This window comes from Pseudonocardia petroleophila, assembly GCF_014235185.1.
Classification (GTDB): domain Bacteria; phylum Actinomycetota; class Actinomycetes; order Mycobacteriales; family Pseudonocardiaceae; genus Pseudonocardia; species Pseudonocardia petroleophila.
The window spans coordinates 2,197,406-2,213,159 of the sequence record NZ_CP060131.1 but is presented as its reverse complement, the minus strand read 5'-3'; the positions used below and the strand labels follow the sequence as shown (position 1 = coordinate 2,213,159).

Here is a 15,754-nt window from a genome sequence, read left to right as displayed (position 1 = left end):
CCTGATCGCCTCCTCGGCGCCCGGATCCGTTCCGGGACTCCCACCGCAGGGACGGGACCGCCGGCCCTCGCGGTTGGCCGGGCCGGGTCACGATCAGGTGAAGAGGTGCTCGAACGCCTTCAGGTTCGCCGTGGACTCGCCGCGCTCGGAGCGCCACGCGTGCTCGCGGCGGATCGAGCTCGCGAACCCGAGCTCCAGGAGGGTGTTGAAGTCGCCGTCGGCGGCCTCCAGCACCTGGCCGAGCACCCGGTCGACCTCGTCGGTCGTGACGGCGTGCAGCGCGATGCGGCCGGTGAGGTGGATGTCGCCGATGCGGTCGAGCGTGTAGTGCACGCCGTAGAGCCGGGCGTTGCGCTGCAGCAGGAACCGGTAGACCGCCTCGAACTCCTCGTCCGGGCGGCGGCACACGAACGCCTGCACGAACACGGCGTGGTCGCGGACGACGAGCCAGCAGTGCGTCTGCAGGCGGGCCGTGCCGGGCAGCGTGACGAGGAACTGACCGGGCTCGCGCCGGTGGTGGTCGACCTCCAGCTCGGCGAGTGCGGTGGCGATGAGGGCCTCGGTGCGCGGGTCGGGACTCACAGGGCGATCATCCCCGCGGGCACTCCCTGGCGCTCGCCGAACTCCGCGGCCGCGCCGGCGTAGGTCTCCAGCAGTGACTCCGTGGTGCGGTCCCAGGAGAACCGCCGCGCGTGGACGACCGCGCCCGCGCCGAGGTCGTCGCGGCGGGCCAGCCCGGCGCGCAGCGCGTCGGCCCATTGGCCGGACCCGTGCCCGGGCACCAGCAGCCCGGACCGCCCGTCGGCGACGGCCACCGGCAGCCCGCCCACCCGCGCCGCCACGACGGGGGTGCCGCAGGCCTGCGCCTCCAGCGCGACGAGCCCGAACGACTCGTTGTGGCTGGGCACGGCGACGAGGTCGGCCGCGCGGTAGACGTCGACCAGTCCCGGCCCGCGCTGCGGCGGCAGGAAGCGGACGACGTCGGTGATGCCCAGGGTCGACGCGAGCGCCTGCAGCGACGTCGGCTCCGCGAGCCCGCTGCCCGACGGCCCGCCCGCGACGAGGACGACGAGCCGCTCGCGGAGGGCGGGATCGCGCCGGAGCATCTCGGCGGCGGCGCGCAGCAGCACGTCGGGGGCCTTGAGGGGCTGGATCCGGCCGACGAAGGCGAGCACGACGGCGTCCGGGGCGAGGCCGAGCGCGCGGCGGGACGCGGCGCGGTCGCCGGGGACGAACCGGTCGAGGTCGACGCCCGGCGGGATCGTGACGACGCGGCGCGGGTCGGCCCCGTAGAGCTCCACCAGCTCGCGCGCCTCGGAGTCGGTGTTGCCGATCAGGCGGTCGGCCTCGGCGACGACCTGGTCCTCGCCGATCACGCGCACCATCGGCTCGGGCGGGTCCCCGTCGGCGAGCGCGGCGTTCTTGACCCGCGCGAGGGTGTGGGCGCTGTGCACGAGCGGGACGCCCCACCGGTCGCGGGCGAGCCAGCCGACCTGGCCGGAGAGCCAGTAGTGCGAGTGCACGACGTCGTAGTGGCCGGGGTCGTGGCGGGCCTCGGCGCGCAGCACGCCCGCGGTGAACGCGCAGAGCTGGCTGGGCAGGTCGTTCTTGCCCAGCCCCTCGAACGGCCCGGCCGCGATGTGGCGCACCAGCACGCCCGGGGCCAGCTCCGCGACCGGCGGGTGCTCCGAGGACGTGGCACGGGTGAAGATCTCCACCTCGACGCCGCGCTCGGCCATCCGGCGCGCGGTCTCGACGATGTAGACGTTCATGCCGCCCGCGTCGCCGGTGCCGGGCTGCTCCAGCGGCGACGTGTGCACCGAGAGCACGCTGACGCGGCGGGGCCGACGCTGCAGGGTCACGCTTCTGTGTAGCACGTGTCGTTCACTCCGCAAGTAGTGCCAGGAGGGCCCGGAGGGGGTCCTCGGCGTGCCAACCGCCGACGCCGTCGGGCCAGGCGGGGACCCGGAAACGGCCGGTGACCGGCCGGGAGAGGCCCACCCACAGCTCGTCGTGGCGGATCACCGACCCGGCGGGGACGGCGACGCCGAGCGTGTGGCACGCCACCACGACCTCGGCGACGTCGGCCCAGTCGACGGGCTTCCCCGCCCCCTCGACGGTCCCCGCGACGACGTCGGTGGCGAGCGGGAGATCGAGCAGGTCGGCGAGCAGCGCGGGGTCGCCCCCGGCCACCAGCTCCCCGGCGGGGAGGACGGAGGCGGGCCACGGGGCGTCGAGGACCACGGCGACGTCGACGGAGACCACCGATCCGTCGAGGGCCCGGACGCGCTCCGGGGCGTCGAGGTCGGCCGGGTCGACCCGCCCGTCGGCGACCGCGTCGGTCAGGGCGATGTGCGCCTCGGCGACGAGGGCGACGTCGGGGTGCCGGGCGGGGTCGGCGAGGCGGTCGAGCAGGTCGGCGGCCGCACCGGCGTCGGCGACGGCGAGGTCGGCCCGCACCCCGGCCGCGCGCCACACCGCCTCGTGCGCGGGAACGGCCGCCGCATCCGCACAGGGGTCGCAGAGGGCGGCGATCCCGTGCGCCGACGGCAGCCGCCAGTGGCCGGGGCGTCGGCCGCCGAGGCGCGCGTGGCGGGCGAGCCACCACGGCGTGTACCCGCCGCCCAGCGCCTCGCGGGTCTCCCGCCCGGCGCCGAGCAGAGCGAGCGCGGCGGGCCAGGCGTCGTCGGCGACGAGGTCGAGGTCGCGCACCGCCACCAGCCGCCGCGGCGGCTCGGGCAGGGAGTCCCACCAGCGCTCCTCGTCGTCGAGGTCGTGGTCGGGACCCGCCGGCTCCTCGTCGACGACGACCGCGAACCCGTCCAGCACGCCGACCGCGACCAGCGCGGCGCGGTCGGCCCACGGCGCGTCGACGACCCCCAGCGGCGGGTCCGCACCGAGCAGCGGGGCGAGCGCGGCGTCGGGGAGCATCAGCTCGTCCGCGCGGGCGGGGAGGCCGTCGTCGGCGGGCAGGGCGAGCGCGCCGCAGCCGTCGACGGCGCCCACCTGCGCGACGAGCCCGAGCACCGCCTCCGCGAGCGGGCGGACGTCGAGACCGGCCTCGGCGTCGTCCAGGGAGCCCTCGACGGCGGCGAGCAGCGCGGGGTGCCCGAGCAGCGCGCGGGCGTCGGCCGCGGTGGCGCCCAGGCGCGCGAGCAGCGGGTGCACCGCGTCGGGGTGGGCGAGGTGCAGCCCGGGCAGCGACACCCCGAACGCGACGTCCGAGGGCAGCAGCACCGTGGGCGGCCCGTGCGCGACGCGGCCGTCGGCGAGCGGCACGGGCAGCGCGCGCAGGTCGTCGGACAGGCCGGGGACGACGCCGACCAGCGGCGCGAGGGCGGCGTAGAGGGACCTCCACCAGTCCGGCGGCCGGTCGACGCCGGTGAGCCGCTCCACGAGCCCGGCCGCGGAGAGCCGCTCGACCTCCAGGGCGGCGGGCGGCGGGGCGGCCGCGAGGTCGGCGAACCCGAGCAGGGCCAGTAGGTCGTCGGAGTCGGGGAGGTCGAGCCAGCGCGCGCGGGACGGGACCAGCTCCGAGCCGTCGGCGGCGGGGAGCCACGCGGTGCGGCGCAGCGCGTCGACGACCTGCTCGCGCAGCCGGCCGTCGAGCGGTGAGCGCGGGAGGCCGGGCTCCGGGACGAGCGTGGCCCGCTCGGCGGGCGGGGTGGCGCGGACCAGGTCGAGGTAGGCCGCGACGGCCCCGGCGAGAACGGCGTCGGTGCCGGGCCCGGTGCGGGCGCGGCGGCGGTCGGGCTCCATCGGGACGGTCGCGACCAGCCGCGCGGGCAGCCCGAGCCGCTCCCCGGTGGCGGTGGGCGCGTGCAGGACCTCGTCGTCGCCGAGCGCGCCGTCGAGCGGGAGGGCCCAGGTGGCCGACCAGTCCCGGCGACCGCGCTGCTCGACGGCCTCGTCCGCGGGCCGCTCCAGCCGCCCGGCCCGCCGGGCGAGGCGCCACCGCCGCCCGGCGACGCGCACGTCCGGGCCGTCGGGCTCGCGGCGCAGCACCTCGCCGTCGACGACGATCTCGTGCAGGTCGGGCAGGGCGAGCAGCAGGTCGGGGGCCTGGTCGCGGGCACGGGCCAGCAGCGCGGCCGCGTCGACGCCGGGGCGCGGGGGCAGCCGGACCTCGGTGTCGAGGCCCGGGGTCCCGTCGGACGGCCAGACCAGCCGCAGCACCGGCGGCTCGTCGCGGCGGGCGAGCTCGGCGACGACGGCGGGCAGGTCCGCGACCGCGGCCGTGGTGCGGGCGGCCGAGAACGCGACCCCACCGGTCGTCGACAGGACGCGGGGGGCGTCGGTGACGGCGAGGACGGCGGCGAACCCGACCCCGAACCGGCCGACGGAGTCGGCGTCGCGCTTGGCCGAGGCCCGCAGCGAGGCCAGCGCGGCCACCCCGGCGGCGTCGAGCGGGGCGCCGGTGTTGGCGACCCGCAGCTCCCCGCCGACCGCGTCCACCAGCACCCGGCCGGGCACCCCGGCCGCCCGGGCGGCGTCGGCGGCGTTCTGGGCGAGCTCGACGAACCACGCGTCGGCGTAGCCGCCGAGGCGCAGGTCCTCCTCGGCGTTCGCGTCCTCGCGGAACCGGGTCGGCGAGGACGCCCAGGCGTCGAGGACCGCGGCCCGCAGCGACGCGGTGCCGAACGGGTCGCTCACGGGCCGGGGACCGGCTCCAGGTCGACGCCGTCGTCGTAGACCAGCTCGGCGACCACGACGGGCGAGCTGGCCTCGACCACCACGTCGGAGTGCGCGCCGCAGCCGAAGCCGACCGCCACGACCGCGCCGTCGGCGGGGGAGTACTCGTTGCCGCAGACGCCGAACGCGCCGCGCATCGAGCCCGCCAGTGACAGGAAGAACCCGCAGGTGCCGCACGAACCGGGGGCGGCCTTGGCCATGTCGGTGCCGGGGCCGTGGGGGCCGTCGAACCAGCGGTCGGCCGCGGAGTCGCGGCCTGCGCGGGACAGCACCTTCGTGCGGCCCAGCCCGACCTCGACCGCGATGTGCACGTCGAGGTCGGCGTCGTCGACCGCGACGTAGCCGGGGACGAGGCGCTCGTCGCCGTCGGGGGCGGGGAGCAGGTCGCCGACACCGAGGTCGCCGGGGCGCACGCGCTCCTGCCACGGCACCCAGGCGGGCGCGGTGACCGCGTCGGCGCCGGGCAGCAGCACGACCTCGCACACGGTGATCGGGCCGTCGTCCTCGGGGGCGGCGACGGTGACCGACCAGCGCCAGCCCCGGTAGCCCCCCTGCGTCGCGGCGAAGAAGTGGGTGAGCGTGCCCGGGTCCTCGACCACCGCGTCGAGGTGCTCCCCCACGGCGGACTCGGCGCTCGCGCGGCCCAGATCGGCGGCGGCGTCCTCGACGGCTGCGGCCCTGGCCAGCTCGACGGCGTGAACGAGCCGGGCGGGAGGGGTGGATTCGGCGCTCACCGCGGTGATTGTGCCACCCTGCCGACCATGACGTTCGGGCGCGCGCTCGTGTTCGCGACCGTGCTGGCGATGGCGGGCTGCGCGGCGGCCGTCCCCGCCGACGCGGTCCCGGTGCTGCGCCCCGAGGTCGTGGCCGAGATCCCGCACGACCCGTCGGCGTTCACGCAGGGCTTCGAGATCGCCGACGGCACGCTCTACGAGGGCACCGGGCTGGTCGGGAGCTCGCAGCTGCGCGAGCTGGACCCCGCCACCGGCGCCGTCCGCCGGGCCGTCCCGCTCCCGGACGGGGTGTTCGGCGAGGGGATCACCGTCGTCGGCGATCGGATCTGGCAGCTCACCTGGCGCGACGGCGTCGCCTTCGAGTGGGACCGGGCGTCGCTGACGCTGCTGCGGACCGTGCCGCTCTCCGGTGAGGGCTGGGGGCTGTGCGCCGACGGCGACCGACTCGTCCGCTCCGACGGCACCGCGCTGCTGCGCTTCCACGACCCGGTGACCTTCGCCGAGACCGGGTCGGTGACCGTCACCGGGGGCGGGGTGCCGGTGACGCAGCTCAACGAGCTGGAGTGCGTCGACGGGCAGGTGTACGCGAACGTCTGGCAGACCGACCGGATCGTGCGGATCGACCCGTCCGACGGGAGGGTCACCGCGGAGGTGGACGCGACCGGCCTGCTCGACCCCGCCCGCCGCGCCGACGCCGACGTCCTCAACGGCATCGCCGACGCGGGGAACGGGGAGCTGCTGCTCACGGGCAAGCTCTGGCCGTCGACGTTCCGGGTCCGCCTCGTCCCCACCCCCTGACCCGCCCCCCCCTGACGCGCCCCCCACCCCGCGAGTTTGCCGTCCCCACCCGGCGAGTTTGCCGTCCCCACCCGGCGAGTCGGCCGCTGGCGCCCGACGAGTTCGCGGTCCGTGGCCGGCGGGGTCCGCACCACGGGTCGGACCGGGTCGTGCGGTTCGCAGCGGTCACCCACCGGGCCCGCCGGCGTGATCACTACCGTCCGCACGCGGTGGCCATCGGCGGCGCCGGGACGTGCGGCCGGGAGCGATCCTCCGCCGGTCCCGCGCCGCACCCGGCGCCCTGCGGTCCGCGGCGCGGCGGGGCGGGCCGGTGATCGTCGGGAGTGGTCGGACGGTGTCCCGGGCGACACCTGCCGACCACTTCCGGCGATCATCGCCCGCGGCCCCGCCACGCTGCACCGGCGACGGTCTCCCGCAGGGCCGCCGATGCGTCAGAATGGGTCCGTGGCGCGCTCCGGGTTCCCCTTCCTCCGCCGCCGCACCGCGTCCCGCGCGCCCCGCCCGGCCGGCACCCCGCGGCCCACCGCGCAGTTCCCGGCGCCGCACCCCACCGCACCCCCCGCGACGGCCGCGTTCCCGGCCGCCCCGCACCCGACCACGCCGCCCGAGGCCACCCCGCACCAGACCGCCCCGCACCAGACCGCCCCGCACCAGACCGCCCCGCACCAGACCGCCCCGCACCAGACCGCCCCGCACCAGACGGCGCCGCACCCGGCCGTGGAGCACCCCACCACCCCCGTCGACGACCGGTACGCCCCGCGCCGCCGCTACCCCTGGCACGACGACCCCGGCTACGACCCGGCGGCGCACCGCCGCACCCCGCCGCCCGCACCGCCGTGGACGCCGACGACGGTCACCCCGCCGGTCCCGCCGCAGTCCTGGACGCCCGGCCCGCCCGACGCGCGGGACGAGGTGCTGTGGACCGAGGCCGGACCCCCGCCGGTCGCCGAGCCGGAGCCCGCGGCGGCCGCCCCCGCCGCGCCGAAGATGCCCCGCAAGCTCACCGTCACCCGGGTCGCGGCGATGCGCAGCCGCCAGATCACCGGCAACGGCATCCGCGCGTTCCAGCGCGCCGCGAGCGCCGACGGGGCCGACCGCTCCGGTCTCACCGCCCTGACCTACGCCACGATGATGACCTACGCCGTCGACGCCGCGGTGGCCGTCGCGCTGGCCAACACGCTGTTCTTCGCCGCGGCGACGGCCGAGAGCGTCACCAACGTCGCCCTCTACCTCGCCATCACCGTGGCCCCGTTCGCGGTGGTCGCGCCGGTGATCGGCCCGCTGCTCGACCGCCTGCAGCGCGGCCGCCGCGCCGCGCTCGCCGTCTCCTTCGGCGGGCGGGCGGTCCTCGCCGTCGTCATGGCGCTGAACTACGACAACTGGGGCCTCTACCCGGCCGCGCTCGGCGTCATGGTGCTGAGCAAGACCTACCACGTGCTCAAGTCGGCGGTCACGCCCCGCGTGCTCCCCAGCCGGATCACCCTGGCCACGACGAACTCGCGCCTCACCACGTTCGGGCTGGTCGCGGGCGGGGTGTTCGGTGGCACGGCCGCCGGCATCGCGGCGCTGGCCGGCTCACCGGGGGCCCTGTTCTTCACCGCGGCGCTCGCCGTGGCCGGCACGCTGCTGTGCCTGCGGATCCCCCGCTGGGTGGAGTCGACGGCGGGCGAGGTCCCGGCGGCGCTGCGCAGCACCCACCGCGGGCGGCGCCGACCCGTCAGCCGCGGTGTCGTCGTCGCCCTGTGGGGCAACGGGTCGATGCGGTTCCTCACCGGTTTCCTCACGCTGTTCGTCGCGTTCACGGTGCGCGCGCAGGCCGGCGAGGACCCCGCCCGCCAGCTGTTCCTCATCGGGATCGTCGGCGCCGCGGCCGGGCTCGGGTCGTTCGGCGGCAACGCGGCCGGGTCGCGGCAGCGGTTCAGCAAGATCGACACGGTGATCGTCGGCTGCATCGCGGTGGCCGTGGCGGCCGCGGTCGTCGCCGCCGTCCTCCCCGGCATCGCGACGGCGGCGATCGTCGCGCTCGTGGCGTCCACCTGCAGCGCGCTGGCCAAGGTCTGCCTCGACGCGGTGATCCAGCGCGACCTCCCGGAGGAGTCGCGGGCCTCGGCGTTCGGCCGGTCCGAGACGGTGCTGCAGCTGGCGTGGGTGTTCGGCGGCGCGCTCGGCGTCCTGCTGCCGCACGACACCTACGGGCTCGGGTTCGTCGTCGCCTCGGCGATGGTGGCGATCGGCGGCGTCCAGACGGCCCTGATCGCGCGAGGGCACAGCATCCTGCCGTTCCTGGCGCCGCGGTCGGAGCCCGCCCGCACCCGTACGTAGGGTGGCGCCGTGCGCCGCGTCCTCGCCCTGGCCCTCGCCGTCCCGCTGCTGGCCGCCTGCGGGGCGGGCGACCCGCCCGAGGTGACGTTCGCGGCCGGGACGCAGTCGGCCGTCGCCGCACCCACCCAGTACTGCCAGGACGACTTCGTGACCTGCACGAACGACGCGAACGCCCCCGTCACGCTGCCGGTGCCCCCGGGCACGCCGGTGCTCGTGACGGTCCCGACGGCCGTGTCCGACACCCCGTGGCAGATCGTGTTCACCTACCGCGACGGCGCGGGCGAGCAGGTCGACGAGCGCACGACGGTGTTCACCCCGCAGACCCAGCAGACCTACTCGCTCGAGCTCCCCGCGGACGCCCGCCTGCTCACCGCGCAGGTGCAGCAGTACGGGCCGCCCCCGGAGATCGACGAGGCGACCGGCGAGATCGTGTTCCCGATCCGGTCGAGCTGGGTGCTGACGGTCTCCGGGTAGCTCAGCCGTCGAGGTCGCGCGCCACGGCGCGGACGACCTCGGCCGCCAGCTTCGCGGTCTTGCGCTCCGGGTAGCGCCCGCGGCGCAGGTCGGGCTGCACCTTCGTGTCCAGCAGCCGGATCATGTCCTCGATGAGGCTGTGCAGGTCCTCCGCGGGACGGCGCGCGGCCTCCACGACCGACGGCGGCGCGTCCACCAGCTTCACCTGCAGCGCCTGCGGGCCGCGCCGGCCCTCCGCCATCCCGAACTCGACGCGCTGGCCCGGCTTGAGCGACTCCACCCCGGCCGGCAGCGCAGCCTTGCGGACGTAGACGTCCTCGCCGCCGTCCTGGGCGAGGAAGCCGAAGCCCTTGTCGGCGTCGTACCACTTGACCCTGCCGCTCGGCACCTGGTCTCACCCGTTCCTTGATCGTCGCGTTCCTCGCGCACCGCGTCCTCGCGGATGCACGACGAACGCGCCCTGATGCCTGGGCCGCCTTCTGGGCCCACCTGACGACACCGGGACGCGCCCGTCCACCTTAGCCCGGCGACACCCGTCCGTGCAGCCGCTGATCAGCGTCGGTGGGACCACCGTTCCGCCCCGCCGCCCCCGCGACGACGATGGGCCGGTGCCCGACACCGCCACCCGTCACGAGCGCCGGCTGCTCGTCGCCGCCCGACCCGCGCTGGCCGCGCTGCTCCTCGGCGGGCGCCTCGCCGTCCCGATCCGGCGGGTGCCGCGGCTCGGCTGGGTCAGCGCCGACCCGCGGATCGCGCGGGAGGTCCTCACCGACCACCGCTCGTTCACCCTCGTCGCCGAGGGCGGGGTCGGGCACCTGTGGGCGCAGGTGCTGGGCGAGTGGGTCCTCGACCTGTTCGACGGGCCGGGCCACCTCGACCTGCGCACCCGTGCCCGGGACCTGTTCACCGAGGCCACGGCCGCGCGGCTGGTGAGCGGGGCGTGGGCGCGGCGGCTCGCGGCGGCCCGCACCGACCTCGCCTCCGGTGCACCGGTGGACGCCGCGGACCTCGGCCGGGTGCTCGTCGGGCGGATGCTGGCGTCGCTGCTCGGACTGGGCGACCTCGACGATCGGCGGGCCCGCACGCTGTTCGCCACCGGCGAGCGGCTGGCGGCGACCGCTCTGGGCAGCGCCGCCGACACCACCCTCACCCCCGCGGCGGTGGCCGGGGCGAAGGCGATCGTCGACGACCTGACGCGCGGCGTCCCCGACGCCTGGCGCGACGCCCCGCCCGAGACGCTGCTCGGCCGCTGCCGCGAGCTGGGTCTGGGGCTGCGGGAGACGACCGGGCTCGCCGCGCTGCTCATGGTGGCCGGGACCGAGACCGCGGCGTCGGCGATGGCGCGCACGGTGGCGCTGCTGCACGACACCGGCGAGCAGCACCGGCTGCTCGCCGAGCCCGCCCGGCTCCCCGACGCCGTCCGCGAGGGCCTGCGCGTCACGACCCCGGCCCCGGTGATCGGCCGGTCGGTCCGGCGCGACGTCACCGTGGCCGGGCGGCGGCTGCGGGCGGGCGAGCGCATCCTGCTGCTGACCTGGACCGCCAACACCGCCCCCGGCGGGTTCGACCTCGACCGCCCCTACCTGCCCGACAACCGCCGGCTGTGGTTCGGCGCGGGCCGCCACCTCTGCCTGGGCGCGGCGCTGGCTCAGGCGGAGGTGGGCGCGATGCTGGAGACGATGACGGCCGCCGGACGGCCCTGGACGGTGCAGCACCGCCGACCGGCCCGCCGGGCCCTGATCCCCACCTACCGCGAGCTCTCGGTGCGGCTCACCTAGGCGTTGCGCACCGCCGCTGCGTCCTCCAGGCCGAGGAGCCCCACGCTCTTCTCCCGCATCTCGATCTTGCGGACCTTGCCCGTGACGGTCATCGGGAACTCCTCCACCACCATCACGTAGCGCGGGATCTTGTAGTGCGCGAGCTTGCCGGTGGCGAACTCGCGCACCTTCTCCACCGTGAGCTCCTCCGCCCCGTCCCGCAGCGTCACCCAGGCGCACAGCTCCTCGCCGTACCGGGCGTCGGGCACGCCGATGACCTGGGCGTCGACGATGTCGGGGTGGGTGTAGAGGAACTCCTCGATCTCCCGCGGGTACACGTTCTCGCCGCCCCGGATCACCATGTCCTTGATCCGGCCGGTGATGTTGAGGTAACCCTCGTCGTCCATGATCCCGATGTCGCCGGTGTGCATCCAGCGGGCGGCGTCGATGGCCTCGGCGGTCTTCTCCGGCTCGTTCCAGTAGCCGAGCATCACCGAGTAGCCGCGGGTGCACAGCTCGCCCGGCTCGCCGCGGGGCAGCGTCAGGCCGCTCTCCGGGTCGACGACCTTGACCTCCAGGTGCGGCCCCACCCGTCCGACGGTCGACACGCGGCGCTCCAGCGAGTCGTCGGCGCGGGTCTGGGTCGACACCGGGGAGGTCTCGGTCATGCCGTAGCAGATCGACACCTCCGTCATCCCCATCCGGTCGACGACCTGCTTCATCACCTCGACCGGGCACGGCGAGCCCGCCATGATCCCGGTGCGCAGCGAGGAGAGGTCGTAGTCGCCGAAGGTGGGGTCGTTGAGCTCGGCGATGAACATCGTCGGCACGCCGTAGAGCGACGTGCACCGCTCCTGCTGGACGGCGTGCAGCGTCGCCTTGGGGTCGAAGCCCGGTCCGGGGATCACCATCGTCGACCCGTTGGAGGTGCACGCGAGGTTGCCCATGACCATGCCGAAGCAGTGGTAGAAGGGCACCGGGATGCAGACGCGGTCCTCGGGGCCGTAGCCGCACAGGCGGCCGACGTTGTAGCCGTTGTTGAGGATGTTGTGGTGGCTCAGCGTGGCGCCCTTGGGGAAGCCCGTGGTGCCCGAGGTGTACTGGATGTTGATCGGGTCGTCGGGGCTCAGGTCGGCCTGGCGGCGCTCCAGCTCCGCGGGGTCGGCGCCGCGGCCGGGGCCGACGAGTGACTCCCAGTCGTCGGTGCCGATGAGCACCACCCGGCGCAGGTCCGGACAGCTCGGCCGGACCTCGGCGATCATCGCCGCGTAGTCGGACGTCTTGAACGCGGTGGCCGCCACCAGCACGGAGATCCCGGCCTGCTTGAGCACGAACTCCAGCTCGTGCGTGCGGTAGGCCGGGTTGATGTTGACCAGCACCACGCCGAGCTTCGCGGTGGCGTACTGGATCAGCACCCACTCCGCGACGTTCGGGGCCCAGATCCCGAGCCGGTCGCCCTTCTCCAGGCCCGCGGCGACGAGCCCGAGCGCGACCGCGTCGACCTCGGTGCGCAGCTCCCCGTAGGTCCATCTCCGCCCGGTGGGCACCTCGACCAGCGCGTCGACGTCGGGCTGCGCGAGCGCGGTGCGATCGAAGTTGTCCCCGATCGTGTCGCCGAGCAGGGGCACCTCGGAGGTGCCGGACGCGTAGGAGGGGACGGCAGGGGCCAGGGACACGGGACGACCTTTCAGCACGGCAGTGTGGTTCACCGCACATCCTGCGACGGACGGGTGCCCGTCGCCACCTCCGGATGGAGGGAGGCGTGCCCGTAACCCGCTCGCACACCGCCGATACCCTGGACCGATGCACGACCCCCGCGTCCTGCTCGACCCCGCCACCGACGCCGTCCGCAAGCTGGGCCGCCGCGGCTTCGCCCTCGACGTCACCGCGCTCGAGAAGCTGCTGGCCGCCCGCAACTCCGCGATCGGGCGCGGTGACGACGCGCGCGGGGAGTCCAAGCGCGTCGCCACCTCGGTCAAGGGCGCCTCGCCCGAGGAGCGCCCGGCGCTGGTGGAGCGGGCCCGCGAGCTCAAGGCCGTCGTCGCCGCGGCGGAGGAGGAGCACCGCGCGCTGGAGGCGGAGCTGCAGGAGCTGCTGCTCGGCATCCCCAACCTCCCCGCCGACGAGCTCCCCGACGGCACGTCCGACGCCGACGCCGAGCTCGTCCGCACCTGGGGCGAGCCGCAGCGGATCGCCGAGCCGCTCGACCACGTCGACCTCGGCGAGAGGCTCGGCATCCTCGACCTCGCCCGCGCCACGAAGCTGTCGGGCCCGCGGTTCGCGGTGCTGAAGGGGAAGGGCGCGAAGCTGGAGCGCGCGCTCGCCCGCTACTTCCTCGACCTCGCCGAGCAGCACGGGTACACCGAGTTCTCGGTGCCCACGCTGGTCAACGCCACCACGATGACCGGCACCGGGCAGCTGCCGAAGTTCGAGCAGGACCTGTTCCGGACCGGGGTCGACGAGCGCGCGCTCTACCTCATCCCGACCGCCGAGGTGCCGCTGACGAACCTGCACGCCAAGGAGACCCTCGCCGCCGAGGACCTCCCGCTCGCCTACACCGCGCACACGCCGTGCTTCCGCTCGGAGGCCGGCTCCTACGGCCGCGACACCCGCGGGCTGGTGCGGCTGCACGAGTTCTCCAAGGTCGAGCTCGTGCGCCTCGTCGACCCGGCGCGCTCGCGCGAGGAGCTGGAGCTGCTCGTCACGCACGCCGAGGCGGTGCTGCAGGGCCTCGGGCTCGCCCACCGCGTCGTGCGGCTCGCGGCGGGCGACATCGGCTTCTCCGCGGAGTACACCTACGACATCGAGGTGTGGCTGCCCGGGCAGCAGGCGTACCGGGAGATCGCGTCGGCGTCGGACTTCGGGGTGTTCCAGGCGCGCCGCGCCGGGATCCGCACGAAGGCCAAGGACGGCACGCGCGGGTTCGCGGCCACGCTCAACAGCTCGGCCCTGCCGATCGGCCGCACGCTCGTCGCGATCCTGGAGCAGGGCCAGCAGCCCGACGGGTCGGTCCGCCTCCCGCCCGCCCTGACCCCCTACACCGGCTTCGACGTGCTGGAGCCCGCCTGAGCCACCGGCTCAGAGCCCGCCGGTGTTGAGCAGCAGGTTGGGGGTGTCGCCGGTCTCGCCGCCGCGCACCACGCCGGGGGTGGCGTTCTCGACGATCCACCGCTCGACGGTGCCGCTCGGGGCGTCGCCGAAGGTCTCCTTGTACAGCGCCGCCACGCCTGCGGCGTGCGGAGCGGCCATCGAGGTGCCCGTGTAGGACGCCGTGCCGCCGCCGGGGACGCTGGAGACGATGCCGGTGCCGGGGGCGTAGAGGTCCACGCACTCCCCCGTGCTCGACGAGGAGGCGCGCTGGTCGTCGATCGTCGAGTTCGCGACGACGAGCACGCCGTCGGAGGCGCGGGGGGCGACGCCGCAGTCGTCGCCGCCGGTGTTGCCGGCCGACGACGCGACGAAGACACCGCGCCCGACCAGCTCGCTGACCGCGGCGAGCAGCACGTCGGACGGGCCGTAGCTCCAGGACATGACCGCGACCGACGGGCCCTGCTGGTTGCGCGCCACCCAGTCGATGCCCGCGAGCAGCGAGGACAGCGTGCCCGCTCCGCTGCAGTCGAGGACCTTCACCGACCGCACCTGGGCGCCCTTGGCCACGCCGAAGTCCCGGGACGCGGCGATGCCCGCCACCACCGTGCCGTGGCCGTCGCAGTCGCCGGAGATGTCGTCGACGGTGTTCACGGCCTCGCTCGCGCGGCCCCCGAACGCCGGGTGGGTGACGTCGACGCCGGTGTCGAGCACGTAGACCGTGACGCCCTCGCCGGTCGCCCGGGTGGAGTAGCTGTTGTCCAGCGGCAGGCTGCGCTGGTCGATGCGGTCCAGGCCCCAGTTCTGCGGGTTGGTCTGGACGCTCTCGGTGAGCTGGTCGCTCATCCGCTGCGACCGCGGCTCCAGCGGGGTGATCCGCCGGTCCTCCTCGACGCCGAGCACGCCGGGCCGGTCCTGCAGCTGCGCCACCTGCGCGCGCGAGAGGCGGGCGGCGAACCCGGAGAAGGCCCGCTCGAAGAGCACGGTCGGCTCCACGCCCAGCGCCCGCGCCGCGGCCCGGGCCTCGGCGGCGGTGCGGGCGTGCACGACGTAGTCGGTCGAGATGTCGGGCTCGGGCTGGGTCGCGTACGCGGCGGGGCCGAGCAGCGTCGATGCGCACAGCAGCGCCATCACCAGTGGGGCGATGCGCAGGATCAAGCGGGTCACGGGGAGCGACGCTACGTTCACCACGCGATCACCGACAGGGACACGATCGGGGCTCGGGTGACGCATGTGCCTGATGGTGTGACGCTGGGTTGACGGCCCTATCCTCGGCCCGCATGAGCCGCACGCCGTCGTTCGCGCTGGTCACCCCGCTGGTCGCCCTGCTCCTCGCGGCGGGCTGCACGAGCGCCCCGCCCGGCACCCCGGTCCCGTCGGTCGACCCGCAGGCGACGAGCGCGACGCCCGCCGCCGCCGCGACGACGGCCGCTGCGGAGGCCCCTCCCACCGCCGTGCCGACCGCGACCGAGGCCGCGTCCGACGCCACCGGGTTCGGTCTGCTCACCGCCGTGCGGGTGGCCGGGCAGGGCACCACCGACCGGATCGTGTTCGAGTTCGCCGAGGCCGTGCCCGGCTACCGGATCTCCTACGTCGACCTGCCGGTGTACTCCGACCCGGCCGGCGAGGAGGTCCCGCTGGCGGGAACGGCCGCGCTGCAGGTGTCGTTGATCGGGTCGAGCGCGTACCGCGAGGTCGGCGACCCCGAGCCGGCGTTCGACGTGCCCCGCCGGCTCTCCGGCGACACGGCCCGGGTCACCGAGCTGGTGAACCTCGGCGACTTCGAGCGGGTGCTCGTCTGGGCCGCCGGGGTGCGCGGGCGCACCGGGTTCGCCGTGAGCACCCTGGAGGCCCCGCCGCGCCTGGTGATCGACGTGGCCCGCTGACCGC

13 protein-coding genes are annotated in these 15,754 nt (G+C 75.9%); 6 read left to right on the top strand and 7 right to left on the bottom strand.

Translation table 11 applies throughout. From position 1 onward, the window contains the following. Nucleotides 1–93: 93 nt before the first annotated feature. Genes H6H00_RS11160 through H6H00_RS11145 form a run of 4 tightly spaced genes read right to left on the bottom strand, consistent with a single transcriptional unit; the run spans nt 94 to nt 5,426 of the window. Nucleotides 94–582, bottom strand: coding sequence for a type III secretion system chaperone family protein (locus tag H6H00_RS11160; RefSeq protein ID WP_185721212.1), 489 nt, complete (start codon nt 580–582; stop codon nt 94–96). Beyond that, nucleotides 579–1,862, bottom strand: coding sequence for a D-inositol-3-phosphate glycosyltransferase (gene mshA / locus H6H00_RS11155; protein ID WP_255425696.1), 1,284 nt, complete (start codon nt 1,860–1,862; stop codon nt 579–581). The genes H6H00_RS11160 and mshA overlap by 4 nt, the downstream gene beginning before the upstream one ends. A gap of 22 nt (nt 1,863–1,884) precedes the next feature. After that, entirely contained in the window at nt 1,885–4,653 is a 2,769-nt protein-coding gene (locus tag H6H00_RS11150; RefSeq protein WP_185721210.1) for a sacsin N-terminal ATP-binding-like domain-containing protein, read from the bottom strand. Continuing rightward, nucleotides 4,650–5,426 (bottom strand): DUF3027 domain-containing protein, encoded by a 777-nt coding sequence (locus tag H6H00_RS11145; protein WP_255425695.1) that lies wholly within the window; start codon nt 5,424–5,426, stop codon nt 4,650–4,652. Before H6H00_RS11145 ends, H6H00_RS11150 begins: the two co-directional genes overlap by 4 nt. A 27-nt stretch (nt 5,427–5,453) precedes the next feature. On the opposite strand from H6H00_RS11145, the gene H6H00_RS11140 reads away from it, so the two are divergent. From H6H00_RS11140 to H6H00_RS11130, 3 genes are all read left to right on the top strand, one after another. Beyond that, entirely contained in the window at nt 5,454–6,224 is a 771-nt protein-coding gene (locus H6H00_RS11140) for a glutaminyl-peptide cyclotransferase (RefSeq protein WP_185721209.1), read from the top strand. A gap of 444 nt (nt 6,225–6,668) precedes the next feature. Then, on the top strand, nt 6,669–8,546 hold the full coding sequence (locus tag H6H00_RS11135; RefSeq protein WP_255425694.1) for an MFS transporter: 1,878 nt from the start codon (nt 6,669–6,671) through the stop codon (nt 8,544–8,546). 9 nt (nt 8,547–8,555) lie between these two features. Beyond that, the gene (locus H6H00_RS11130) at nt 8,556–9,020 is read left to right on the top strand and encodes a DUF2771 family protein (RefSeq protein ID WP_185721207.1); all 465 of its coding nucleotides are present in this window, start codon (nt 8,556–8,558) and stop codon (nt 9,018–9,020) included. 1 nt (nt 9,021) lies between these two features. On the opposite strand, the gene H6H00_RS11125 is transcribed toward H6H00_RS11130, so the two are convergent. Then, on the bottom strand, nt 9,022–9,408 hold the full coding sequence (locus H6H00_RS11125; protein ID WP_185721206.1) for a cold-shock protein: 387 nt from the start codon (nt 9,406–9,408) through the stop codon (nt 9,022–9,024). A 220-nt stretch (nt 9,409–9,628) separates the two neighbouring features. Between H6H00_RS11125 and H6H00_RS11120 the strand changes: the two genes are divergently transcribed. Further along, nucleotides 9,629–10,798: a cytochrome P450 gene (locus H6H00_RS11120; RefSeq protein ID WP_221775854.1), complete on the top strand. Its 1,170-nt coding sequence runs from the start codon at nt 9,629–9,631 to the stop codon at nt 10,796–10,798. Here the strand turns inward: H6H00_RS11120 and H6H00_RS11115 are convergent. Then, nucleotides 10,795–12,453 carry an AMP-binding protein gene (locus tag H6H00_RS11115; protein ID WP_185721205.1) on the bottom strand — a complete coding sequence of 553 codons (1,659 nt, stop codon included), beginning with the start codon at nt 12,451–12,453 and terminating at the stop codon, nt 10,795–10,797. The two genes, H6H00_RS11120 and H6H00_RS11115, sit on opposite strands and share 4 nt — an antisense overlap. Before the next feature lie 127 nt (nt 12,454–12,580). On the opposite strand from H6H00_RS11115, the gene serS reads away from it, so the two are divergent. Further along, a complete protein-coding gene (serS, locus tag H6H00_RS11110) occupies nt 12,581–13,846 on the top strand; it encodes a serine--tRNA ligase (protein ID WP_185721204.1) in 1,266 nt (421 codons plus the stop codon). A gap of 9 nt (nt 13,847–13,855) precedes the next feature. Here the strand turns inward: serS and H6H00_RS11105 are convergent, their stop codons facing one another. After that, entirely contained in the window at nt 13,856–15,031 is a 1,176-nt protein-coding gene (locus H6H00_RS11105; protein WP_255425693.1) for a S8 family peptidase, read from the bottom strand. Between the two features lie 113 nt (nt 15,032–15,144). On the opposite strand from H6H00_RS11105, the gene H6H00_RS11100 reads away from it, so the two are divergent. Next, nucleotides 15,145–15,750: an AMIN-like domain-containing (lipo)protein gene (locus H6H00_RS11100; RefSeq protein ID WP_185721202.1), complete on the top strand. Its 606-nt coding sequence runs from the start codon at nt 15,145–15,147 to the stop codon at nt 15,748–15,750. Nucleotides 15,751–15,754: the final 4 nt, after the last annotated feature.

Excerpts from the sequence above, each read along its gene's own strand:
- H6H00_RS11140 (WP_185721209.1), top strand. The coding sequence starts at position 5,454 with ATGACGTTCGGGCGCGCGCTCGTGTTCGCGACCGTGCTGGCGATGGCG.
- serS (WP_185721204.1), top strand. The coding sequence starts at position 12,581 with ATGCACGACCCCCGCGTCCTGCTCGACCCCGCCACCGACGCCGTCCGC.
- H6H00_RS11100 (WP_185721202.1), top strand. The coding sequence starts at position 15,145 with ATGAGCCGCACGCCGTCGTTCGCGCTGGTCACCCCGCTGGTCGCCCTG.